Source organism: Ruegeria sp. C5 (genome assembly GCF_056537605.1).
The window spans coordinates 78,259-101,955 of the sequence record NZ_JBQFRX010000008.1 but is presented as its reverse complement, the minus strand read 5'-3'; the positions used below and the strand labels follow the sequence as shown (position 1 = coordinate 101,955).

The following is a 23,697-nucleotide window of genomic DNA, read 5'->3' as shown; positions in this document are numbered from 1 at the left end:
TGGTAGGCACTACAAATGGCTTTGAAGCGAAGGACCAAACGATCCACGCCCCGTTCTGTATGGGCTTGAACCGAGTTGAACACCGCGTCAGCGGAGGTTATTTGCGCTGCACGATGGCTTGATCCCAGCCTCCTGCGCGGCAAAGGGACTGCTATGAGCGCACGTACATTTCAACAATCGTTTCTGGTATGGCCTCAAAGCAGTCATCAGAGAGATGCCTACTGCCTGATCCTTCACCCCTGTCCCTCAACCAGCGTCTTCAAATTCTCCAACCCGCGCTCGTAATCTCCGCCGACCCAATTGTCCATCATTAGGCCCATCCAGCGGGACATGGGGTTCATACCAAGGTCGGATACGAATCCCCAGGTAACCTGTGTGCCTGATCCTTCTGGCCGCAACTGGAACGAGGCGGTGGCTGTCCCCATCGGGCCAAAATCCAGTGCGGTTTGCACGGACTGATCCGGGGTGCTCTCGGTGATTTCCTGCGAACCGGTTCCCACCTGCGGGTTGTCCGAGGCCCAGTTCAGCGTGTTTCCGACACCCGCTTCCGGGCCACTATAGCTCAGCTTGGTTTCGGGGTCTCGGGACAGCCAGGGGGACCATTTCTCGGTCTCCTGCATCGAATTCACATAGGGAAAGATCGCCGAGGCTGGTGCGTCGATTGTGATGCTGCGGGACACCTCGGCCTGACCAGGCAAAAGATATGATACTCCGACAAGCGCCAGAATGATCACCAGTAGGGTGACGAGAATACGTTTAATCAATTTCATGAGCTCGATCCGATTCTGACAACATCATCGGAAACATATCAAAAAATCGACGTAATTTCAGAGGCCCGATCGTATGACCCGCAGGATCAGGCCGGTGGCTGGTAAGGCAGCGACGAATGGTGCAGCACGATGCGAAGCACTCCGTTAGCGTCTTTTTTGTAGCCGAAGCTTTTGTCGACTTGCGTGATGTTACCTTGGCTATCCGTCAGAATGACCTTGCCCATCCACATGGCGACATCGCCTTCGACGAAGCTGGCCGATGTCTCACTTGCCATTTCGCGCCAACCCTTGATTCCGAAACCGCCATCAAGCGGAAATTCGGCATCGTGACCGACAAAATAGGCCAGTGCACCGTGGCGAGTCGGGCGAAAGGTTTGATCTCCGGATGCCATAGTTGGTTTGAACAGGACCGGACCCAGATTATAGCCGTATGCCGCATCTAGAACACCCTCGGCAACGGAACGGGCCGCATCGATCCCACCGTCTTCAAAAGCTTTGGAGATCGCAATCAACCCATCGCCCCAGGCGGTACGGGCAGCGGCCAGCTCGTCAGTGGTAATCGGCATGATCCTGTCCTTCTCTGTCCGGTTTCTATGGTACTGGCAGCAAGTGAGCGTCAACGCAAGAGGTGTGACCGGACTCTCGCCCGGTTTTGCCCACAGAACCGCGTGGAAGCCTGAATTCTCAGAAAATTCGACCCATTCTTTTGAACCGGTGCAAGGTTTTGCAAAGTATTTTGCCGCCAATCTCTGACTGTGCCGTGGGGGCATTTCAATTGGGGTGAATGTGGTGGACAAGATTATCACACTGGAACAGAAGGAACCCGTGCGTCTGGACCCGGACCGCCTGAGCAGCCTGTACAATCAGCTCGGCGACACCAACGCCATGGACGTGCTGTGCCGCACGGTTGAAGAACTGGCGTTGCGGCTGTCGAATTGTGAACGGTTTTGGCGGCAACGCGATTGGGCCGGGCTGCGCAAATGCGCAAAATCTCTCGTAGCCATATCCGAGCAAATCGGCATGACAGCACTGGCACGTGTGGCAGGCGATGTAGCCTGTACTGTCGACGCTGGCGATGCGGTCGCGACAGGGGCGACTCTGAGCCGCCTGATCCGGGTGGGCGAGCGATCGCTGACTGCCGTCTGGGACCAACAAGATCTATCTGTCTGAGAGGGGGTTGCGAGTGCGCCGCAGACAGATAGTCTGGGCGAAAATCCAACCAGCCGAGACACGCATGACCCTGTCCTTCGCCCCTGCCTCCGACCCATCGCTGCCACTACATGTGTTAGAGCAATCAGATTTTGAAAGCTGGCTGACCGATCAGCCGGATCATATCCGAGCTTGGGTTGCGGCCGATGGGTTTTCCGGAGCTCTGGGTCAAACACTTCTGGTGCCCGGCACAGATGGTAATCCGCAGTTTGCCATGGCGGGATATGGCAGCGCGGCAAAACGGGTACGCAAGCGATTTCCGCTAGCCGCTGCCGCAGAATCGCTGCCCAAGGGCACCTATCATATCGCCTCGGGCGTTCCCGCAGATGTGCTTGAGGCTGAATGCCTGGGCTGGCTGATGACGGGATATGCCTTTGATCGCTATGCAGCGCAAAGCCCGGCTAACGCCACGCTGATCGCGCCCGAGGGCGTAGATGCCCGGCGGATCGAAATCATGGCCAATGCCGAGGCATTGACACGGGATCTGGTCAACACACCCGCTTCGGACATGGGCCCGGTGCAATTACAACACGCGGTTGAGGCACTGGCACGGGAACACGGCGCAGACATCTCGGTCATCACAGGCGATGCGTTGCTGGAACAGAATTTTCCGATGATCCACGCGGTGGGGCGTGCTGCCGAACAGGCCCCGCGTCTGATCGAGATGAACTGGGGTGACCACGGGCCAAAACTAACATTAGTTGGGAAAGGGGTCTGTTTCGATACCGGCGGCCTGAATCTGAAACCCGGTGCTTCGATGGGGTTGATGAAAAAAGATATGGGCGGAGCGGCCAATGTGCTGGGTCTGGCCCGTATGATCATGGCGCTGGATCTGAAGGTGCAATTACGGGTCCTGATCCCGGCGGTCGAAAACGCAGTAGCGGGCAATGCTCTCCGCCCCGGCGACATCCTGACGGCGCGCAATGGGCTAACGGTTGAGATAAACAACACTGATGCCGAGGGTCGGTTGGTGCTGGCCGATGCCCTTGCTCTGGCGCATGAAGGGGCACCAAACCTGCTCATCTCGATGGCCACTTTGACTGGCGCGGCCCGGGTTGCATTGGGCGCTGATTTGGCCCCGTTTTATACCGATGACGACAAAGCCGCGGACGTGCTGGCGCGTGCTGGCCGGGCTGCCGCTGATCCGGTCTGGCGTATGCCTTTTCATGACCCCTATGAAGCGATGATCGAACCCGGCATCGCTAACCTCGACAATGCGCCTTCTGGTGGATTTGCGGGCTCTATCACCGCGGCACTGTTCCTGCGCCGGTTCGCTGCCGAAAGTCGCTATATGCATTTTGACATCTATTCGTGGCAACGCAGTAAGGAACCCGGTCGCAGCAAGGGTGGTTTGGGCCAAGGCCCGCGTGCCCTCCTGGGGGCATTGCCAGAGATCCTTGGCCTATGACTCAGGCGCGCATCATTCAACCGGTCATAGACCTGCTACGCCACCCTGACGGTCCGCGCGACCGGCAATTGTTGTTCGGCGACATGGTCACTGTTTTGGACGACCAAAACGGCTGGAGCAAGATCTCAGCCAGCAAGGACGGCTATACCGGATGGGTGGCGACGGACCATCTGGGACCAATTGAGCCACAGACTCACTGGATCGTCGCCGCTTCGACCCATGCCTATGAGAAGCCCGATATAAAAAGCCGCGATCTGACCTCTCTTAGCTTTGGCAGTAAAATCAGGGCTCTGTCTGAGGAGGGCGGGTTTCTGGAAACGCCAATCGGGTTCATTCCGGGGGTGCATGCCGTGCCCGCTTATTCCCTGCTGACCGATCCCGTTTCCGCGGCCGAACTTTTTCTCGGCACCCCTTATCTTTGGGGTGGTAACAGTCGATTCGGGCTGGATTGCTCGGGCCTCGTACAGCTCGCACTGCTCGCCTGCGGCGTTCCTTGTCCCGGAGACAGCGGCGATCAGGAACGCGAAGTTGGTGGATCGGTGCCCGAGGGCGATCCCGCACGGCGCGGAGACTTGCTGTTCTGGAAAGGCCATGTGGCCTGGGTTGCCGCCGAAAACCTTCTACTTCACGCCAACGCCTATCACATGGCCGTCGCGCTCGAACCGATGGATCAAGCGATTGCCCGGATCGCTGCCCAGGGTGACGGGCCGGTTACAGCGCACAAAAGGCTCTAATCCAGGTCAACCGCACGGATAAGCTTGCGTTCCAGAACCCTCAGAACCGCGCGCAGATCGTGCCCGCGCTTCAAAATACGCCCATCCATGCCGACCACGGAATACATGCCCTGACGTAGCCGCAGACGCGGGTGCTTCTCGACCCTGTAAATGGGATGTTCCGCCGTGCGCCGAAAGATCGAAAACACCGCCATATCCCGCAGGTTCGAGATTCCGTAGTCGCGCCATTCACCGGCAGCAACCATTCGGCCATAAACAGACAGGATTTGAGACATCTCGCGCCGGTCAAACGCGACCGGCATCTGGGCAGAGCCGGACCCGAACCGGCTGGGAGGCTGCATGTTCATATGACAAGCCTTGCCGGAAATCGCCGTCGAATCAAGCCCACTGGCATCAAGGTGTTGTATTTTTGGATCGCCCGCCCGCTATCTGCGCCCAACCTGACGGCAAATCAAGATCACCGGCAGCAACCCGACAGCCAGAATAACCAGCGACGGAACCGCTGCACCTTCAAGCCTCTCATCCGAGGCCAGACGATAGGCCTGCACTGCTAGCGTGTCGAAGTTAAAAGGCCGCATGATCAGGGTCGCGGGCAGCTCTTTCATCACATCCACAAAGACAATCAACAGTGCCGTCAGCAATGAAGGCGTAAGGATCGGCAGATGTACCCGGCGCAGCGTTCCTAACGGGGTTTGACCCAGTGACCGCGCGGCGGCATCCATATTGGCGTGAACGGTACTCTGCCCACCTTCATAGGCGCTGAGCGCGGCGGCCAAAAAGCGCACCATATAGGCCGCGATCAACAACCAGATGGATCCAGTGACCAGCAGTCCGGTCGAGATACCAAAGGTTTGGCGCATCCACGCATCCAGTGCGTTGTCGAATCCCGCAAAGGGGACGATCAGCCCCACGGCGATCACGCCACCCGGCACCGCATAGCCCAACCGCGCCACATAAGCCGCCATGGCGGACCCGCGCCCGGGGCGCAGGCGTTGGAAGAATCCTATCGAAATCGCCGCGCTGACGGTGATAACCGCCGCAGCCCCCGCCAGTGTCAGCGAGTTCTGTATGAACCCGATATATCGGCGCGACAGCAGGTTCTGCTCGGATTCCAACCCCATCTGCACCAGGATAACCACAGGCAGAAGAAATCCGAACAGGACGGGAATTGCGCATAGCAGAAATGCCGCAAGTGATTGCCATCCCTTGAGTTGCGCCGCTGGCAGACCTGCGTGGCGCTTGCCTGCCTGATAGTATTTGGCTTTGCCGCGCTGTGTCCGCTCGGCCACGGCCATGACAAGCGCAAAACCCAACAGACAAAGGGCGAGTTGCGCCGCAGCAGCGCGATCAGCCATGGAAAACCAGCTTGTGTAGATGCCAGTGGCAAAAGTCTGCACTCCGAAATAGGCGACTGTGCCGAAATCGGCGATGGTTTCCATAACCGCCAGCAAGACGCCCCCCGCAATCGCCGGGCGTGCCATCGGCAGGGATACGCGCCAAAAGGCATGCCAGGGGCCGTTGCCCAGCGCCCGGGCCGCCAGAAAGGCCGTGGCGCTTTGCTGCAGAAACGCCGCGCGCGCCAGCAAATAGACATAGGGATACAACACCAGGATCAACATCACCGCCGCACCCTCGGTCGAGCGAATCTCGGGGAACCAATAGTCGCGCGGGCCCCAGCCGGTCACATCCCGCAGCGTGGTCTGAACGATTCCGGGGTGATCCAGAATGAAGGTATAGGCATAGGCCAGCACATAAGCCGGAAAGGCCAGCGGCAGGACCAGAGCGATTTCCAGCCACCGCACTCCGGGAAAGCGGGTCATCGTGACCAGCCACGCAGCGCCGACGCCAATCGAAAACGTCCCTGCTGCGACCAGCACCACCAGGATCACCGTGGTCAGCGCATAGCCAGGCAAAACAGTCTCTAACAAATGGGAAATTGTGTCGGTGCCACCGGTCACCGCCGCCAGAACAACCGCCACCATTGGCAACAGACAGGCGGCTGCCACGACATAGGCAATGCCGCCCACAAAGCGTGTGCCTAGTGCGCCGCGATTATGCGTTCCGTGTTCTGAATATTCGACTTCGGCCATGGCGTTTGACTGAGAATCCCGTAGGGTCTGCCTTTAATCGACTAAAACTCTAAGAAACACCAGTGGGCGGACTAACAAAAACTGCGGCAATGTTCGCCGCAGATGCCTATTCATAAACGCGCTGATCCTCGATCACCAAGCCATCTTTTGGTAATGAGCCCGGCGCCACAACTTCAATCGCGCCTTTCAGTTTCAGGACTTCGACCACCGATTTTGCATAGGCACCATCGTTCTCGCAGGGGCTTTCGATCTGAACGGTCATGGTATCCATCTCGCCCTGTCGCGCCGCAATGACACGCGCCTTGACGATTTCATCATGCTTGTCGACCAGCGCGGCCACCTGTTCGGGGCGGACGAACATGCCCTTGATCTTGGTGGTCTGATCGGCGCGACCCATCCAGCCTTTGATACGCATATTTGTGCGCCCGCACGGAGACTCTCCGGGCATGATCGCCGACAGATCACCGGTGGCAAATCGGATCAACGGGTAATCGGGGTTCAGCGTAGTCACAACCACCTCACCTACTTCACCAGGTGCAACCGGGGTTCCTGTGCCGGGGGTGACGATCTCAACGATCACGTGTTCGTCGATGATCATACCCTCCATCGCAGGGCTTTCATAAGCTATGTTGCCCAGATCAGCGGTCGCGTAGCATTGCAGGCAGACGATGCCCCGATCGGCGTAATCTTGTCGTAGGCTTGGAAACAGCGCCCCGCCACCCACAACGGCCTTGGAAAATTTCAGCGCGACGCCCATGGCTTCGGCTTTATCCAGAATGACTCTCAGATAGTCGGGCGTGCCAGCATATGCGGTGCAACCCACATCGCGCGCAGCGGTCACCTGCAACTCGGTCTGACCTGTACCTGCAGGCAGGACCGACGCGCCAACAGCCTGAGCGCCGCTTTCAAAGATCATGCCCGCGGGGGTGAGATGATAGCCAAAACAGTTCTGAACGATATCGCCCGGACCAACCCCGGCTGCATTCAGGAACCGGCCCATGCGCCACCAGTCGTGATCAGTGCTGCCGGGTTCATAGATTGGCCCCGGTGATTGAAAGACATGCTGGAAATTCCGCGCCGGTTTGACGGTGAACCCTCCAAACGGAGGCCGGGTGCCCTGCGCCTTTGTCAGATCGGATTTTCGCAGAACCGGCAGTTGTGCCAGCGCCTGCATGTCTGTCACTGTGCCGGCGTCCACGTTGGACAGGATGCCGGCATATCCGGGCGCTTTTTGAGCGCGGGCAATCTGTTCTGGCAAGGCGCGCGCGTGATCAGCGGTGCGCTCGTCAGCGGATCGGGTTTCAAGCTTATCAAAATAGGTCATTGAAATATCCTCCACCCGCTTACAGCCATCTCTTGCGGCGGCGGTATGAGCGCACGTCTCGAAAGCTTTTTCGGCCTTCGTCAGACATGCCGAGATAAAATTCCTTTACGTCCGGGTTTTCGCGCAATTCAGCGGCGGGGCCGTCCATCACCACGCGGCCAGATTCCAGAATATAACCGTAATGAGCAAACCTTAGAGCCACATTTGTGTTCTGCTCAGCCAGCAGGAAGGACACGCCTTCCTTCTCGTTCAGGTCCCTTACGATGCCAAAAATCTCTTCGACAAGTTGCGGGGCTAGACCCATTGAGGGTTCATCAAGAAGGATGGTCTCGGGCCGTGACATCAGAGCCCTGCCCATCGCAACCATCTGCTGCTCACCACCCGAAGTATAACCGGCCTGACTACGACGGCGTTCCTTCAAGCGTGGGAAGTAATTGTAAACCAGTTCCAGGTCCTGCTGGATCGCGGCAGACCCGTCCTTACGGGTATAGGCACCGGTCAGCAGATTTTCCTCGACTGTGAGGTGTTCGAAACAGTGGCGGCCTTCCATGACTTGAATGACGCCCTTCTCCACCAAGGCAGCCGGGTCGCTTTCATGCACGCCCTCGCCGCGATATTTAATCGAGCCTTTGGTGACCTCGCCCCGTTCCGAATGCAGCAAGTTCGACACGGCCTTCAATGTGGTTGTCTTGCCCGCACCATTGCCACCCAGTAGGGCTGTGATGCCGCCCTTGGGCACAGTCAGGCTGACGCCTTTCAGAACAAGGATCACATGGTTGTAGATCACCTCGATATTGTTGACCTCAAGCAGGGTTTCCGCCTGCACGTCAGTGGTTTGTGCCGCATCCAACATCAGCGCGTGTCCTTGTGCGAGTGTGGGGTTCGGGGCGGCAGCGATCCGCCGCCCCGTTTGGTTCAGAGCACCTTATTCGCAGCGCTGAGAAATATTGTTCTCAGCAGCATATGCGCCCGAGTCTTCGTCGATCAGTGCGTTGATGACCTCAGCGTCAGTCGGTTCGAAGCCCTGAATCGAGTTCCAGGTACCCGCCGCTGCATCCCACTGAACAACACCGACAAGGCCTGGGCCGCCGTGGTTTTCGCATGAGACCGCGAATTCAGGTCCGAAACCGGCCATACCCAGCGCTTCCATCTTGGCGTTGGTGATCTCCAGCGCCTCCATGCCATCGCGCATCATCGATGCGTCGATCTCGGCAGTGCCGTGCATTTCTTGCGCGGTTTTCACTGCTTCTGCGGCCAGCATCGCAGCATAGAGGCCGCGGTTGTACTGCACCGTACCCAGTTGATCACCGGCGCCTGCAGCTTTGCCCGCATCGACGACATATTTCTTCAGGTCGTCATAGACAGGATAGTCGTCGCCCAGACCGGTGAAGGTCAGCGCTTTGTAGCCGGTGGCCTTATCACCCGCAGGCTCAACATCAAACTCGGCCCCGGACCACCAGACACCGATGAAGTTCTCCATTGGGAAGCGGATATTGGCGGCTTCTTGCACGGCGACCTGGTTCATCACGCCCCAGCCCCACATGATCACATAGTCGGGCTTTTCCCGGCGGATTTGCAGCCACTGCGACTTCTGCTCCTGACCGGGGTGGTCGACCGGCAGCAGGGTCAGGTCATAGCCATGTTTTTCAGCCAGTGTTTCCAGCGTACGGATCGGTTCCTTGCCATAGGCCGAGTTGTGATAGACCAGCGCGATCTTCTTACCGCTCAAGTCGCCACCGTTTTCGTCCAGCAGATAGTTGATCGCGCCCGACGCCCCGTTCCAGTAGTTGGCAGGATAGTTGAACACGTTGCTGAACACCTTACCGTTCGCCGCCGAGGTGCGGCCATAACCCATTGTGTGCAGCGGAATGCCGTCTGCGGTCACTTTAGGGATCAACTGATAGGTGATGCCGGTGGACAGGGGCTGATAGACCAGAGCACCTTCGCCCTTGGTCGATTCATAACATTCCACGCCTTTTTCCGTGTTATATCCGGTCTCGCATTCGATCACGTTGGCCGCAACACCGCCGATACCGCCATCGCGTTCGTTCAGCAGTGTGAAGTAGTCGGCATATCCGTCCGCAAATGGGATACCGCCGGCCGCATAAGGCCCGGTCCGGTAACTGAGCGACGGGAATACGAGGTCGGCCATGACCGGACCTGCGGCCATCACGGCGCCCAGCGCCAGGGTTGCCAGTTTCTTTTTCATCGGGTGTCTCCTCCCTTGGTTGATCCGATGTTGGGTTTCGGGTTTCACACCCGTCTTTTCGTTGGGCCGGTCCTTAGTGCGGGAATGGCCAGAGTCTGAGTTTCTCTTTCGCCACACGCCAGAGCTGCGCCAGACCATGCGGTTCGAGGATCAGGAACATGATGATCAGAGCACCGACGATGACTAGGTTGAGATGCGCGACGATATCCGTGGGCCAGCCCAGCAGATCGACGCCCAGCAGCTTCAGTACAACCGGCAGCAAAACCAGGAAGGCAGCCCCCGCAAAGGATCCAAAAATAGACCCTAATCCGCCGATAATCACCATGAACAGCACCAGGAACGATTTTTGAATGCCGAACACTTCTCCAACCTCGACCGCGCCCAGATAGACCGCAAAGAACAGCGCCCCGGCGATGCCCACAAAGAACGAGCTGACGGCAAAAGCTGTCAGCTTGGCCTTGAGCGGGTTCACCCCGATGATCTCGGCCGCGATGTCCATGTCGCGGATTGCCATCCAGGTTCGACCAGTGGTGCCGCGCGTCAGGTTACGCGCGATGATGGCGCAGACGGTCAGGAAGATCAGGCAGAACAGATAAGTCGCCCATGCCGGAGCATTCGGGCCAGTGATAATGATGCCGAACACATCGCGTTCCGGCGCATTGATCTGGCCAGAGGCCGAGTAGTTGTAGAACCACGGCACCCGGTTAAACAGCCACACAAGAAAGAACTGAGCCGCCAGCGTAGCGACTGCTAGATAGAATCCCTTGATCCGCAGAGATGGCAGACCAAACAAAACACCAACAATCGCAGTGATCCCTCCAGCAAGGATCACATGGATGAACATGCTGACATCGGGAAAGGCCGTCATCAGCTTGTAGCAGGCATAGGCCCCCACTGCCATGAACCCGCCGGTGCCCAGCGAGACCTGCCCGCAATAGCCCACCAAAATGTTCAGCCCGATCGCAGCGATGGCATAGATCAGGAATGGCAGAAGCAGCGCATTGGCCCAATAATCGTTGATGATGAACGGAATTATTCCGAACGCCACCGCCAGAACGACATAGTACCTATACCGGTCAAACTTGATCGGGAAAGTCTGGCTGTCGGCGATATATGAGGTTTTGAAATCCCCGGCCTCACGATAGAACATATCTTACTTTCCCCATTCTTCCTGCGCCCGATTGCGGGCAGCGGCGTCCAGTTGATTGGACCCTTTGGCATATCCGGTGGCCTCGGAAGCGCGCACCAGTTTCATGTAAGCCAGGATGCCCATGACCAGCCCGGCAAAGGCCAGAATTACAGCGATCACAAGTTGGCCCTCGGTCAGATCGCTTGATGTCAGGGCGATGTAGCCGAAAGCCCAAAACCCCGCCCATGCGATCACGTTGATGATGGCAATCAGCTTGGTCACGCCCTACACCCTCTCGATGATCTTCTCGCCGAACAGGCCCTGAGGTCGGAACACGAGGAAGATCAGCGCCAATACATAGGCAAACCAGTTCTCGGTTGCGCCGCCAACCATCGGACCGATCGCGAATTCGAATAGTTTCTCGCCTACACCGATGATCAGACCGCCGACGATGGCCCCGGGGATCGAGGTAAACCCGCCCAGCATCAATACCGGCAGAGCCTTAAGCGCGATCAGCGACAGCGAGAACTGAACGCCCGATTTGGTGCCCCACATGATGCCCGCAACCAGCGCTACAAACCCGGCGACCGACCAGACCATGATCCAAATGAAGTTCAGCGAAATCCCGACCGATAGCGCTGCCTGATGGTCATCCGCCACCGCACGCATCGCCCGACCCTGCTTGGTGTACTGGCTGAACGCCACCAGAGCCGCCACCAGAAGTGCTGCGATGATCGTGGCCACGATGTCCAGATTGTCGATGAAGAAACCGTAGTCGAAGATATTAAAGGTCGTCTCGTCAATCCACAGGTTGATACCCTGCGGCAGACCCACATCCAGCGTCTTGATCTCGGACCCCCACATCAGGTCGGCGACGCCCTCAAGGAAATAGGCCAGACCAATGGTCGCCATGAACAGGATGATCGGTTCCTGTCCGACCAGATGGCGCATGACGAACCGTTGCACGCACCAGGCCAGCAACACCATCACGGCCATGGTCAGAATAATCGCAAGCAACGCGGGCACATTCCAACCAAAATTATAGACATGCGTGCCGAAAGTCGCGTTGATCAGATGCGCAAAAGGTACCTGCCCATTCATGATTCCGACCAGCGTCATCGCCGCAAACAGGGCCATAACCCCTTGGGCATAATTGAAAATCCCCGACGCCTTGTAGATCAACACAAAGCCCAGTGCGACCAGCGCATACAGCACCCCAGCCATCAGACCGTTGAGGATGACCTCCATCGCGAAGATTAATTGTTCAGGCATGCCAGCCCCTCCCCAATTCTGCCCGGACCTCAGTCATGGCTGACCCCCAAATAGGCATCAATGACTTCTTGGTTGTTGCGCACCTCATCCGGGGTGCCGTCACCAATCTTTTTGCCGTAATCCATCACAACCACACGGTCGCTCAGATCCATTACCACGCCCATATCGTGCTCGATTAGCGCAATCGTGGTGCCAAACTCGTCATTCACGTCGAGGATAAAGCGGCTCATGTCCTCTTTCTCTTCGACGTTCATCCCGGCCATCGGCTCATCCAGCAGCAGCAGTTTCGGTTCCGCCGCCAGCGCGCGCGCCAGTTCGACGCGTTTCTTCAACCCGTAAGGCAGGCGGGACACCGGCGTTTTGCGGATGTGCTGAATCTCAAGGAAATCAATGATCTTCTCGACCGCCTCGCGGTTCTCGGTCTCTTCTGCCTCGGCCTTGCCCTTCCACAGCGCTTGCTGAAGAATATTGGTCTTCATAAAACCCAAACGCCCGGTCATCACGTTATCCAACACGCTCATGCCTTCGAACAGAGCGATGTTTTGAAACGTCCGCGCGATCCCCTGCTGCGCCACCTCAAACGGCCGCATCGGAGGGCGCTTGGAGCCGTGAAACCAAACCTCACCTTCTTGCGGGACATAAAAGCCCGAGATCACGTTCAACATCGAGGACTTACCCGCCCCGTTTGGCCCGATGATCGCACGGATCTCACCCTCACGGATGTCGAACGAGATATCCTTGATGGCCACCACGCCGCCAAAGCGCAGGGTGATATTCTTCATCTCCATCACCACACCGCCGATCTTGCGGCCGTCTTCGGTGACATATCCTTCGGAGTTATCCAGCATCAGAACCTCCCTGACACAAAAACGGGACGGCGGGCGGGGCGATGACCGCAGGTCGAGCGGCGCGCGTCAGCCCACTCATTCCGCCGCCACCTTGTGCTGCGCGACCGGAACCACTGGCGCATCGACAATTTCCAACGTCGCAGAAATCGATCCCTTACGACCATCTTCATAGGTCACTTCAGTCGTGGTTGAAACGCTCGACGACCCGTCATACAACGCCGCAATAATGTCGCTGAATTTGTCCTCGACAAACCCACGCCGCACCTTGCGGGTCCGAGTCATCTCGCCATCATCGGCATCCAGTTCCTTGTGCAGAACCACAAAGCGATGCACCTGACAGCCCGATAGCATTTCATCCGCCGCGACCGACTTGTTTACCTCTTCAACGTGGCTCCGAATCGTCTCTAACACACGAGGATGTCCCGCAAGTTCCTGATAGGACGCGTAGGCCACGTTGTTGCGTTCCGCCCAGTTTCCAACCGCTGTCAAATCGATATTGATGAAAGCCACGCATCGATCCTTGCCATTCCCGAACAGCACGACTTCAAGAATATCGGGATAAAACTTCAGCTTGTTCTCGACATATTTCGGCGCGAACATCGAACCATCAGCCATCTTGCCCACGTCTTTGGCACGGTCAATGATCCGTAGATGGCCGGAATTCTCCTCGATGAACCCGGCATCCCCCGTCGCCACCCAACCTTCGGCATCCTTGGTCGAAGCCGTCGAATCCGGGTTGTTGTAATACTCGACGAACACGCCAGGTGAGCGGTAATGAATCTCGCCCTTATCATCGATCTTCAGCTCGACATCTGGGGCCGGAACACCAACCGTATCCGCCCGTACCTCGCCATCCGGCTGCACGGTGATGAACACGGTCGCTTCGGTCTGACCGTAAAGCTGCTTCAGGTTAATGCCCAAAGAGCGGTAGAAATCAAAAATTTCCGGCCCGATCGCTTCACCCGCCGTATAGCCCACACGGAACCGGCCATAGCCAAGCGTATCTTTCAGCGGGCCATAGACCAGCAAATTGCCCAGCGTGTATTTCAGCTTGTCGCCAAAGCCCACCGGCTTGCCGTCCAGCAACAGGCCACCCACCTTCTTGGCATGGGCCATGAAATAATGGAACATGCGCTGCTTCAGCTTGCCCGCATCCTCCATCCGGATCATCACATTGGTCAGCTGGGTTTCGAACACCCGCGGCGGGGCAAAGAAATAGGTCGGCCCGATCTCGCGCAGGTCGGTCATCATCGTGTCGGCGCTTTCGGGGCAGTTCACGCAGAAGCCGCACCAATAAGCCTGACCAATCGAGAATATGAAATCGCCAACCCAAGCCATCGGCAGGTAAGACAGGATGTCTTCGTTCCGGGTAAGATGATCGAATTCCGCCGAGTTCTTAGCACTTTCGATAACATTCCGGTTCGACAGCACCACGCCTTTGGGCTTGCCCGTGGTGCCCGAGGTATAGAGCATCACGCAGGTATCGTCATAGGTGATTGCCGCAATGCGCTTGTCCAGTTCCGCATCAAACCGCGCGTGACCCGCGCTGCCCTCGGCCATGATGTCCTCAAGCGCGTTCATCTGGGAGTGGTCATACTTCCGCATCCCGCGCTTGTCGGTGTAGAGTATGTGTTTGACCTGATGCAGGTTTTCCTGAATTTCAATGACCTTGTCGACCTGCTCCTGATCACCGCAGACCACATATTTCGCGCCGCAATGTTCCAGCACATAGGCCATCTCTTCGGCGACCGAGTCCTGATACAGAGGCACCGGCACCGCGCCTACCATTTGAGCGGCAACCATCGACCAGTAATGGGCGGGACGGTTCCGACCAATCACAGCAATATGGTCACCCTTTTCAACGCCAAGTTCTAGAAATCCAAGCGCGATGGCACGGATTTCTTTGGCGGCTTCCGCCCAGGTCCAGCATTGCCAGATCCCGAATTCCTTTTCCCGATAGGCCGGGGCATCCCCGAACTGGGTCACATTGCGGTGTAATAGCGCCGGAAGAGAGTCCATCCCTTCAGCGCCCGACTGCGTCTGAGCCAATCTTTCTCTCCTCCCCATCCGACCCCTCCCCGGGCCGAAAATGGCGGGTTCGGGATGGTGCCCGAACGCCAATGCCCCGATAAGGGACGTCGTAACGATCAGCGTCAAGTTTTGCCTGATGTTTTCTCAATTCTTACGAATTGTAACAGGGGCGGAGGAGTGAAGTTCCGAGTTGTACAAGATGTAAAAACCGTTGAACTGGATAAACCAGCGCTGCCAAAAGCGAATACAACCGCCGCGTATATTTTGGGCAATACGTGAGTTCGTGATAGAATTGATAATGCATAGAGCTCAGCAGATCATATTTGTGGCCATCGCGATTTTTGTGATCGCTGGTAGCGGGAGTCGACCGATTTCAGCCGATGAGTTAAAGGATTGCCCCGGCCATATTGGTGAACTTGACTTACCCATTGAGTGCATGTGCACAAAAGAGGCGCAACGGATACGGCCGTTCAATGTACAGGGATGCGAAGTGTACGCTTGGTGGAGCAACATTTGTATGGCCGCGGTGCATGCGGGAATTGCTACGCGTGATGGCGGGCCAGTCCGGATCGAACAAAGGGAACCTCAAGCAGAATACGTCGGTTGCCTTCGTAACGATATGTTCAGCAATGACATGCACCACAGTGATTTGCCAAGCTTTGTCGTTTTGCCAGTTGAGTCAGATTAGAGTCTTTTCAGGGGCTTATAGCCAATCCCGCAAAATCGGGATCAACGGCACATCTGCCGCAGGCATCGGGTAGTTCCTCAGATCATTCGCACGCACCCATTTCAGCGCCTGACCTTCTTTCGATTGCGGTATCCCCTCCCATTTGCGGCAGGCAAATAGCGGCATAAGAAGATGGAAATCGTCATAGCTGTGGCTAGCAAAGGTCAGCGGCGCGAGGCACGAGGCCCAGGTGTCGATGCCCAGTTCCTCGTGCAATTCGCGGATCAGGGCGGCCTCGGGGGTTTCTCCGGGCTCGATCTTGCCGCCGGGGAATTCCCACAGACCGGCCATGGATTTGCCCTCGGGGCGTTGGGCCAGCAGGACGCGGCCCTCGATGTCGATCAGAGCGACAGCAGACACCAATACTGTCTTCACGAGCGATAATCCGCGTTGATTTCGATATAGCCGTGGGTCAGATCGCAGGTCCAGACGGTGGAAGCGCCCTGACCCAGTCCCAGATCGACTGCGATCACCAAATCCTGACCTTTCATATAGGCCGCAGCGTCTTCCTCGCGGTAGTCGGGGCTGACCCAGCCTTTTTCAGCCACAAGGATGTCTCCGAACGATATGCTCAAAAGGTCGCGGTCTGCAGCAGCACCGGATTTGCCGATGGCCATGACGATGCGGCCCCAATTCGGGTCCTCGCCCGCGATGGCGGTTTTGACCAGCGGGGAGTTGGCGATAGCCAGCCCGTGGGTTTTGGCATCAGCATCCGTGGCGGCGCCGGTCACACGAATTTCGACAAATTTCGTGGCCCCTTCGCCGTCGCGGACCACTTGCTGCGCAAGGTCCAACATCACTGTTTCCAGCGCTTGCGCGAAAGCGGCATTGCCGGTGGCATCGACGCCCGATGCCCCGGTGGCGCAAAGCAAGAGGCTGTCGGATGTCGAGGTATCGCTATCCACGGTGATGCAGTTGAAGGTCCGGTCGGTCTGCGCGCCCAGCATCGCCTGCAGCGCTGTCTGCTCGATCTGAGCGTCGGTGAAGATATAAACCAGCATCGTCGCCATATCGGGCGCGATCATGCCGGAACCCTTCGCTATCCCCGCAATAGAGACTGTTTGGCCGCCAATATCGACCTGCGCCGACGACCCCTTCGGGAAGGTGTCGGTGGTCATGATCGCGCGCGCCGCGTCCTCGATCGCGTGACAGCTGAGGCCCGCCTTCAACGCCTCAAGCTGTGCAACGATGCGGTCATGGGGCAGCGGCTCGCCGATGACACCGGTCGACGAGGTAAAAACCCGATCTACCTCAACACCGGTAGCTTTGGAGACGGCTTGCGTCACCTCGGCCACTGAGGTCTGCCCGTAATGGCCGGTAAACGCATTGGCGTTGCCCGAATTCACAAGGATCGCTGCAGGCCCGTCGCCGGGCCCGCCGATCTTGTCCTGACAATCCAGAACGGGGGCCGCACGGGTGGCCGAGCGGGTGAACACTCCGGCCACCGAGGTGCCCGGATCAAGAACGGCCAGCATCACATCGGTGCGGCCTTGATATCGGACACCAGCCTCGACAGTGGCGAAGCGCACACCGTCGATCGCGGGCAATTCGGGGAAGGCCGCCGGGGCCAGCGGTGAAACCTTGGTTATCGTGGCCACGGGGTTACTCCTGCAGCAGCTCCAGCTGGCGCATGACCTCGGGGCCGGCGCCCTCGAGCGCGGGACGCTCGATCTGCGCTTGCTGCGTCAACTCGTCAATCTTGGCCTGAATTGCTTCTTGCCGAATGGTCTGAGCCAATTCATCGCGCACGACCGCCAATTCGGGGGCCTCGGTCTTGCGCTTGTCGTTCAGCGTGACCACGTGCCAACCAAACTGGGTTTGCACCGGATCCGAGACCTGACCCTTTTCAAGGCCAAGCACGGCACCTTCAAACTCGGGCACCATCTGGCCTTTGCCGAACCAGCCCAGCGCACCGCCATTGGGGCCAGAGGGTCCTGTGGATTTTTCTTTCGCTAGCTCAGCGAAATCTGCGCCTTCTTCAAGTTGGGCTTTGACAGCTTTGGCTTCGTCCTCGGATTCGACCAGAATGTGGCTGGCATTGAACTCGTCTTCGCCCTGAAACTCGGCGAATTGCGTGTCATAGGCGGCCTGTATGGCCTCATCAGTGACACTGGCGGCTGTCAGCGCTTCGACGGTTTGTACGGCGCGCAGGGACCGGGTTTCGTTTTCCAGTCGAAGGGCGTTTAGTGTATTCAGCTCTTCCTGTTCAAGGCTCAGCAGGTGCTGCTGGACCAGTTGCTCGAGGATGAAATCATATAGCACCTCATCTTCAAGCTGCTGATACTGCGCCGGCAGCGCCGAGGCGGTGGCGATGACGTGACCCAATGTGATCTCGTCGCCGTTCACGCGGGCAACCACGGTGTTGGCATCCGGTGCGTCCTGGGCGGCCAGCGGCAACGCCATCACGGCAGCAAGCGCAAGCGATGGCAGAAAAGTGAGGCCTTTGGGCATGGAATTATCCTATTTCTTTGCCGCGACAGGGCGCAGCGTTGACACTGTGGAACCTGCCCCTTACATCGCTTTGAAGCCTTGGACAGGGCCGCCTTTCACCCCCCGTATCTAGGGGCTGCGCGCAAGGTGGGCAAGCCTGTCGCAACCAAGAAAAAAACAGATCCGCTGGAGTGAACATGCTGGGACTCGGAACGCTCGCCAAAAAGGTGTTCGGAACACCGAACGACCGCAAGATCAAGGCGGCCCGCCCGCTGGTCGAAAAGATCAATGCGCTGGAGCCGGAGTTCGAGATCCTGACCGACGATGGCCTGATCGAGAAAACCGCTGAGCTGCGCAAACGAGCGCTGGACGGTGAAAAGCTGGATGACTTGCTGCCGGAAGCATTTGCCAATGTCCGCGAAGGGGCCAAGCGCGCCCTGGGTCTTCGGGCCTTTGATGTGCAGTTGATGGGTGGTTTGTTCCTGCACCAGGGCAATATCTCGGAAATGAAAACGGGTGAAGGCAAAACCCTGGTCGCCACCTTCCCCGCCTATCTGAATGCACTGACCGGCAAGGGCGTGCATGTGGTCACGGTGAACGAATACCTGGCCAAGCGCGACTCGGAATGGATGGGCAAGGTGTTTGCGTCCGTTGGCATGACGACCGGTGTGATCTGGTCGGGCCAACCGGATGCCGAGAAGATGGCGGCGTACAAGTGTGACATCACCTATGCCACAAATAATGAGTTGGGCTTTGACTATCTGCGCGACAACATGAAGGCCGATCTGGAACAGGTCTATCAGAAGCACCACAATTTCGCGATCGTCGACGAAGTCGACTCGATCCTGATTGATGAGGCGCGGACGCCGCTGATCATCTCGGGGCCGGCACAAGACCGATCGGACCTTTATACTGCCATCGATACCGTGATCCCGACGCTGCAGGACGATCATTACTCGCTCGATGAAAAAAGCCGCAGCGTGACGTTCACCGATGAAGGCAACGAGTTTTTGGAGCAGCAATTGCTTTCAGCGGGTCTGCTGCCCGAGGGGCATTCGCTGTACGACCCCGAAAGCACCACTGTAGTGCATCACGTCAATCAGGGCCTGCGCGCGCATAAACTGTTCCAACGTGACAAGGACTATATCGTTCGGGATGGCAATGTGGTGCTAATCGACGAATTCACCGGTCGGATGATGCCGGGCCGCCGCTTGTCGGAGGGTCTGCACCAAGCCATCGAAGCCAAGGAAGGCGTACAGATTCAGCCCGAGAATGTGACGCTGGCCAGCGTGACATTCCAGAACTATTTCCGCCTCTATGACAAGCTGTCCGGCATGACCGGCACTGCGCTGACCGAGGCGGAAGAATTTCAGGAAATCTATGGTCTGGGTGTGGTCGAGGTTCCGACCAACAAGCCAATCGCGCGTGAGGACAAAGACGACCAGGTCTATCGCACGACAGCCGAAAAATACGGTGCCATTATTGAACAGGTCAAAAAGGCCGGTGAAAAAGGTCAGCCGGTTCTTGTCGGCACCACGTCGATCGAAAAGTCCGAAGTGATCAGCCAGATGCTGACTAAGGAGGGTATCGAGCACAATGTGCTGAACGCCCGTCAGCACGAACAGGAAGCCCAGATCGTGGCCGATGCAGGCCGTCTGGGTGCGGTGACCATCGCCACCAACATGGCGGGCCGCGGCACCGATATTCAGCTGGGCGGCAATGTCGAGATGAAGGTGCTGCAGGCGCTGGCCGAAAACCCCGAGGCTGACCCGGCCGAGTTGCGTGCGGCAGAAGAAGCCAAGCACGCGGAAGAAAAGGAAAAGGTGCTGCAGGCCGGTGGTCTTTACGTAATGGCGTCCGAACGTCATGAAAGCCGCCGGATCGACAACCAGCTGCGCGGGCGTTCGGGACGCCAAGGTGACCCGGGCCGCACCGTGTTCTACCTGAGCCTGGAAGATGACCTGATGCGCATCTTCGGTTCGGAACGTTTGGACAAGGTCCTGACCACGCTGGGCATGAAAGAGGGCGAGGCAATCATTCACCCCTGGGTGAACAAATCGCTGGAACGGGCGCAATCCAAAGTCGAAGGTCGCAACTTTGACATGCGCAAAAACGTTCTGAAATTCGACGACGTGATGAACGATCAGCGGAAAGTCGTGTTCAGCCAGCGGCGTGAAATCATGTCAGCGGATGATCTGTCGGATGTCGTGTCCGATATGCGTGAGCAGGTGATCGACGATATGATCGACGAATTCATGCCGCCAAAATCATATGCAGATCAATGGGATACAGAAGGTCTGCACGAAGCGGTCAAAGACAAGCTAACCATCGATGCGCCGGTTCAGGACTGGGCCGCCGAGGAAGGCGTGGATGACGAGCAAATCCGCGAACGTCTGATCAAGGCCGCCGATGAGATGATGGCGCAGAAGGCCGTGGCCTTTGGCCCGGAAAACATGCGCAACATCGAAAAGCAGGTTCTGCTGCAGACTATCGATGGCAAATGGCGCGAACATCTTTTGACGCTGGAGCATCTGCGCTCGGTCGTGGGTTTCCGTGGCTATGCACAGCGCGATCCGCTGAACGAGTACAAGAACGAAAGCTTCCAGCTGTTCGAAGGGATGCTTGATTCCTTGCGCGAAACCGTCACTCAGCAATTGTCGCGCGTGCGCCCGCTGAGCGAAGAAGAACAGAAGGAAATGCTCGCGCAGATGGCGGCGCAACAGGCACAGGCGCAGAAAGCTGTGGATCAAGCTGCCGGGAATGCTGAGGCGATCGCCGAAGCTGAAGCGTCTGGTGACAGTCGTCCGGGTTTTGTTGAGGATGATCCTTCGACTTGGGGTAACCCGTCACGCAATGATCCTTGCCCCTGTGGCTCGGGGAAAAAATTCAAACATTGCCACGGCAGGTTGACTTAACGTCACCCGCTTTCCACCACAATGAGTCCGCCTCACGGCCACATATTGGCCTTGATTGGGAAGCAAATTGCGACTCGCTCCTTCAACTGGGGAGGGTGTCTTGTTTGTCATTAAGAACTACGTGACCACGGGCGGAACCGTTGCCTGCGCTCTGGCCATTGGATATTTGATGCAAAGCGGATCGGCGCAGCAACCCAATGCTGAGCCGAGCGGTGAACGCGTCGCTTCGATCTCGGAACAGGACTCGGACCTGACCGGACTGGAAAGCGTTGTCCTGACCTCTTCTTCCCCGACAGAAACGCGTCCCAAGGATCTATCTCAATCCATACGCTCAGCGCCAGAAACCAGCCGTTTGCCTTCGAATTGCGATATGAGCGCGCGCGCCATGGCTGTGCCCGGCGCCAACGTACGGCTGCGGGTCAAGGCCCCCTGCCACGCCAATGAGACCATCGAGGTTCATCACAACGGGCTGGTTTTCAGCACCGAGACCGATGCGCTTGGCGGCTTGAACCTGACCATCCCGGCGCTGTCAGAATACGCTATTTTCCTGATCTCGCTGCCGGATGAGAAAGGCACTGTTGCGACGACGCATGTGCCCGAGATCAACAGCTTCAACCGGGTTGCCTTGCAGTGGCAGGGCGAAACCGATCTGCAGCTTCATGCGCTGGAATTCGGCGCAGGTTACGGGGAAGAAGGCCACGTGTGGTCAGGGTCCCAGACCGGCGGCGCGGGCTCGGTGATCCATCTGGGTCAGGGCGGTTCGGACGTCGCGCGCAACATCGAGGTTTATTCATACCCCATCGAGACCGCAACCGAGGCCGGAAGTATCACACTGTCGGTTGAAACTGAGGTCACTGAAGCAAATTGCGGCAAGCCCCTAAACGTGCAATCATTGGAATGGCGCGCGGAACGGCTACGCTCACGCGACCTGTCGCTGGATATGCCCGGTTGTGAGGCAGCTGGCGATTTTCTGGTGTTGAATAATCTGTTCTCAGACCTGACAATCGCTGCCAAATAAGCAGCAGGCAGATCTACGGTTTCCAATGAACATTCTTCGTGCGGCGTTCGCCGCGCTTTTTGCCTTATCCTTGGCACAAAGCGTATTCGCGCAGGACATCACTTTGACCTCGCATGACGGCAAGGTAGAAGTGGTCGGCACCCTTCTTGGTTACGACGGTGAATTCTACCGTGTCGATACGCAATTCGGAGAGCTGACGGTCGATGGATCGGGGGTCACCTGCGACGGCCCAGCTTGCCCCAACCTGACGGATTTTGTGGCCGAAGTTCGTTTCTCTGGCTCATCAGTAATCGCCGAGGCACTGCTGCCCGCGCTTGCACAGGGCTTTGCCATCGAGGAAGGGTTAACCCTGTCACAGCCCGAGGGCACCGGAGACCTGCGGGTCTACGCCCTGAATCAGCCTGATCGGCAGGCGCCTTTGGCGAGGTTCATATTTCGTGCAACGGATACGGCTGACGGCTTTATCGATCTGGTTGAGAACAACGCAGATGTCGTGTTGGCGCAGCGGGAAATTCGATCAGACGAACTGGAGTTGACCAAAGCCGCTGGGCTCGGAGATCTGACGCAAACCCGTCGGTCGCGCGTCTTGGCTCTGGATGCAATCGTGCCAATCGTGTCGGCTGACAATCCCGTGCGCCAGATATCGCTTGCTGATCTGGTGAAGGTTTTCACCGCCGAGGTCGCAAATTGGGGCGATCTCGGTGGGCCTGATGCGCCGATCTCTCTGCATCTGCCACAGGTCGGTTCCGGGCTGGATCAGGCGGTCGAGGATTTGCTGTTGTCGCCGACGAACGCACCAATGACCACAAAGATCATACGCCATACCCGCAACAGCGATTTGGTGCGCGCAGTCTCGAACGACCCATTCGCGATCGGCATCGCCAGCCTTGCCGAAGCCGGGGCTGCACGCGCCCTGCCTCTGACCGGTGGATGCGGACATGCCTTGCCGGCAACGCGGCAGTCGGTCAAGACTGAAGATTATCCGCTGACCTCACCCATGTTTTTCTATTTGCCACAAAGACGATTGCCCAAAGTCGCGCGACAGTTTTTGGCCTATACCCAAAGCAGCGCCGCACAGATGGTCATCCGGCAAGCCGGATTTGTCGATCAATCCCTTGAAACAATCCAGGTTGGGCTGCAAGGCGATCGGCTGGCCAATGCGATCAGCACCGGTGGAGCTGAGGTCGGGTTGGAAGAGTTGCAGCGCATGATCGAAACTCTCCGTCCACTTTCGCGGCTATCTTTGTCCTTTCGGTTCGAACCGGGGTCTTCGCGGCCCGATGCTCAGTCCCGGTCAAACATCTTGAACCTTGCGCAAGCTTTGGAAAGCGGAACGTTGGAGGCGCGTCAATTGATCTTTGTTGGGTTTAGTGACGGCGAGGGCGCGGCGGTCGCCAATTCACGTATTGCCCTGCAGCGAGCCAAAACCGTCCGAAACGCAGTGCTGGCATCGGTCGAAACCAGCCTCCCCGACAGCATCGAAATCAGTGTCGAGGGCTTTGGCGAGGCCATGCCGATGGCCTGCGACGACACCGAATGGGGCCGTAAGGTGAATCGTCGGGTCGAAGTTTGGATCCGATAAC

At 57.7% G+C, this 23,697-nt stretch carries 23 protein-coding genes; 8 read left to right on the top strand and 15 right to left on the bottom strand.

Annotation, left to right across the window (positions count from 1 at the left end; translation table 11 throughout):
• Positions 1–233: 233 nt before the first annotated feature.
• On the bottom strand, positions 234–770 hold the full coding sequence (locus ACR0AW_RS19515) for an SRPBCC family protein (protein ID WP_170408759.1): 537 nt from the start codon (positions 768–770) through the stop codon (positions 234–236).
• Between the two features lie 86 nt (positions 771–856).
• Positions 857–1,336, bottom strand: a complete 480-nt coding sequence (locus ACR0AW_RS19510; RefSeq protein WP_170734087.1) for a phosphoribosyl-AMP cyclohydrolase — start codon at positions 1,334–1,336, stop codon at positions 857–859.
• Between ACR0AW_RS19510 and ACR0AW_RS19505 the strand changes: the two genes are divergently transcribed.
• The 4 genes from ACR0AW_RS19505 to ACR0AW_RS19490 all read left to right on the top strand — a co-directional run bounded on the left by ACR0AW_RS19505 (position 1,335) and on the right by ACR0AW_RS19490 (position 4,121).
• Positions 1,335–1,523 (top strand): hypothetical protein, encoded by a 189-nt coding sequence (locus ACR0AW_RS19505; protein WP_170627010.1) that lies wholly within the window; start codon positions 1,335–1,337, stop codon positions 1,521–1,523. The genes ACR0AW_RS19510 and ACR0AW_RS19505 overlap by 2 nt on opposite strands.
• Before the next feature lie 27 nt (positions 1,524–1,550).
• Positions 1,551–1,940 (top strand): hypothetical protein, encoded by a 390-nt coding sequence (locus tag ACR0AW_RS19500; protein WP_170399254.1) that lies wholly within the window; start codon positions 1,551–1,553, stop codon positions 1,938–1,940.
• A 64-nt stretch (positions 1,941–2,004) separates the two neighbouring features.
• A complete protein-coding gene (locus ACR0AW_RS19495; RefSeq protein ID WP_170734106.1) occupies positions 2,005–3,387 on the top strand; it encodes a M17 family metallopeptidase in 1,383 nt (460 codons plus the stop codon).
• Positions 3,384–4,121, top strand: coding sequence for an NlpC/P60 family protein (locus ACR0AW_RS19490; RefSeq protein WP_170734086.1), 738 nt, complete (start codon positions 3,384–3,386; stop codon positions 4,119–4,121). The genes ACR0AW_RS19495 and ACR0AW_RS19490 overlap by 4 nt, the downstream gene beginning before the upstream one ends.
• On the opposite strand, the gene ACR0AW_RS19485 is transcribed toward ACR0AW_RS19490, so the two are convergent.
• The 10 genes from ACR0AW_RS19485 to ACR0AW_RS19440 all read right to left on the bottom strand — a co-directional run bounded on the left by ACR0AW_RS19485 (position 4,118) and on the right by ACR0AW_RS19440 (position 15,012).
• Positions 4,118–4,468, bottom strand: coding sequence for a DUF2794 domain-containing protein (locus ACR0AW_RS19485; RefSeq protein WP_170399260.1), 351 nt, complete (start codon positions 4,466–4,468; stop codon positions 4,118–4,120). The genes ACR0AW_RS19490 and ACR0AW_RS19485 overlap by 4 nt on opposite strands.
• Before the next feature lie 78 nt (positions 4,469–4,546).
• Positions 4,547–6,211 (bottom strand): ABC transporter permease, encoded by a 1,665-nt coding sequence (locus ACR0AW_RS19480; RefSeq protein WP_170515416.1) that lies wholly within the window; start codon positions 6,209–6,211, stop codon positions 4,547–4,549.
• Between the two features lie 106 nt (positions 6,212–6,317).
• Positions 6,318–7,535, bottom strand: a complete 1,218-nt coding sequence (locus ACR0AW_RS19475) for an acyl-CoA synthetase family protein (RefSeq protein WP_170734085.1) — start codon at positions 7,533–7,535, stop codon at positions 6,318–6,320.
• 19 nt (positions 7,536–7,554) lie between these two features.
• Positions 7,555–8,388, bottom strand: a complete 834-nt coding sequence (locus ACR0AW_RS19470) for an ABC transporter ATP-binding protein (RefSeq protein WP_170399269.1) — start codon at positions 8,386–8,388, stop codon at positions 7,555–7,557.
• 72 nt (positions 8,389–8,460) lie between these two features.
• On the bottom strand, positions 8,461–9,744 hold the full coding sequence (locus tag ACR0AW_RS19465; RefSeq protein WP_170408764.1) for an ABC transporter substrate-binding protein: 1,284 nt from the start codon (positions 9,742–9,744) through the stop codon (positions 8,461–8,463).
• 73 nt (positions 9,745–9,817) lie between these two features.
• Positions 9,818–10,894, bottom strand: coding sequence for a branched-chain amino acid ABC transporter permease (locus ACR0AW_RS19460; protein WP_170627000.1), 1,077 nt, complete (start codon positions 10,892–10,894; stop codon positions 9,818–9,820).
• Between the two features lie 3 nt (positions 10,895–10,897).
• The gene (locus ACR0AW_RS19455; RefSeq protein ID WP_170408766.1) at positions 10,898–11,155 is read right to left on the bottom strand and encodes a hypothetical protein; all 258 of its coding nucleotides are present in this window, start codon (positions 11,153–11,155) and stop codon (positions 10,898–10,900) included.
• A 3-nt stretch (positions 11,156–11,158) separates the two neighbouring features.
• Complete coding sequence (locus tag ACR0AW_RS19450) at positions 11,159–12,145, bottom strand: branched-chain amino acid ABC transporter permease (RefSeq protein ID WP_170408767.1); 987 nt, start codon at positions 12,143–12,145, stop codon at positions 11,159–11,161.
• Positions 12,146–12,174: 29 nt separating this feature from the next.
• A complete protein-coding gene (locus tag ACR0AW_RS19445) occupies positions 12,175–12,993 on the bottom strand; it encodes an ABC transporter ATP-binding protein (protein ID WP_170399285.1) in 819 nt (272 codons plus the stop codon).
• 75 nt (positions 12,994–13,068) lie between these two features.
• Positions 13,069–15,012, bottom strand: coding sequence for an AMP-binding protein (locus tag ACR0AW_RS19440; protein WP_170515296.1), 1,944 nt, complete (start codon positions 15,010–15,012; stop codon positions 13,069–13,071).
• Positions 15,013–15,322: 310 nt separating this feature from the next.
• Between ACR0AW_RS19440 and ACR0AW_RS19435 the strand changes: the two genes are divergently transcribed.
• A complete protein-coding gene (locus ACR0AW_RS19435) occupies positions 15,323–15,712 on the top strand; it encodes an LCCL domain-containing protein (protein WP_170734084.1) in 390 nt (129 codons plus the stop codon).
• 15 nt (positions 15,713–15,727) lie between these two features.
• Here ACR0AW_RS19435 and mutT read toward each other — a convergent pair whose 3' ends face one another.
• Genes mutT through ACR0AW_RS19420 form a run of 3 tightly spaced genes read right to left on the bottom strand, consistent with a single transcriptional unit; the run spans position 15,728 to position 18,202 of the window.
• Entirely contained in the window at positions 15,728–16,126 is a 399-nt protein-coding gene (gene mutT / locus ACR0AW_RS19430; RefSeq protein WP_170334201.1) for an 8-oxo-dGTP diphosphatase MutT, read from the bottom strand.
• A complete protein-coding gene (gene argJ / locus ACR0AW_RS19425; protein WP_170734083.1) occupies positions 16,123–17,349 on the bottom strand; it encodes a bifunctional glutamate N-acetyltransferase/amino-acid acetyltransferase ArgJ in 1,227 nt (408 codons plus the stop codon). The genes mutT and argJ overlap by 4 nt, the downstream gene beginning before the upstream one ends.
• A 4-nt stretch (positions 17,350–17,353) precedes the next feature.
• The gene (locus ACR0AW_RS19420) at positions 17,354–18,202 is read right to left on the bottom strand and encodes a peptidylprolyl isomerase (protein WP_170399297.1); all 849 of its coding nucleotides are present in this window, start codon (positions 18,200–18,202) and stop codon (positions 17,354–17,356) included.
• A gap of 176 nt (positions 18,203–18,378) precedes the next feature.
• Here ACR0AW_RS19420 and secA point away from each other — a divergent pair, with 176 nt between their 5' ends.
• The 3 genes from secA to ACR0AW_RS19405 all read left to right on the top strand — a co-directional run bounded on the left by secA (position 18,379) and on the right by ACR0AW_RS19405 (position 23,696).
• Positions 18,379–21,096, top strand: coding sequence for a preprotein translocase subunit SecA (gene secA / locus ACR0AW_RS19415; RefSeq protein ID WP_170408769.1), 2,718 nt, complete (start codon positions 18,379–18,381; stop codon positions 21,094–21,096).
• Positions 21,097–21,196: 100 nt separating this feature from the next.
• Positions 21,197–22,114: a hypothetical protein gene (locus ACR0AW_RS19410; protein WP_480439475.1), complete on the top strand. Its 918-nt coding sequence runs from the start codon at positions 21,197–21,199 to the stop codon at positions 22,112–22,114.
• A gap of 25 nt (positions 22,115–22,139) precedes the next feature.
• Positions 22,140–23,696, top strand: coding sequence for a phosphate ABC transporter substrate-binding/OmpA family protein (locus ACR0AW_RS19405; protein WP_170734082.1), 1,557 nt, complete (start codon positions 22,140–22,142; stop codon positions 23,694–23,696).
• Position 23,697: the final 1 nt, after the last annotated feature.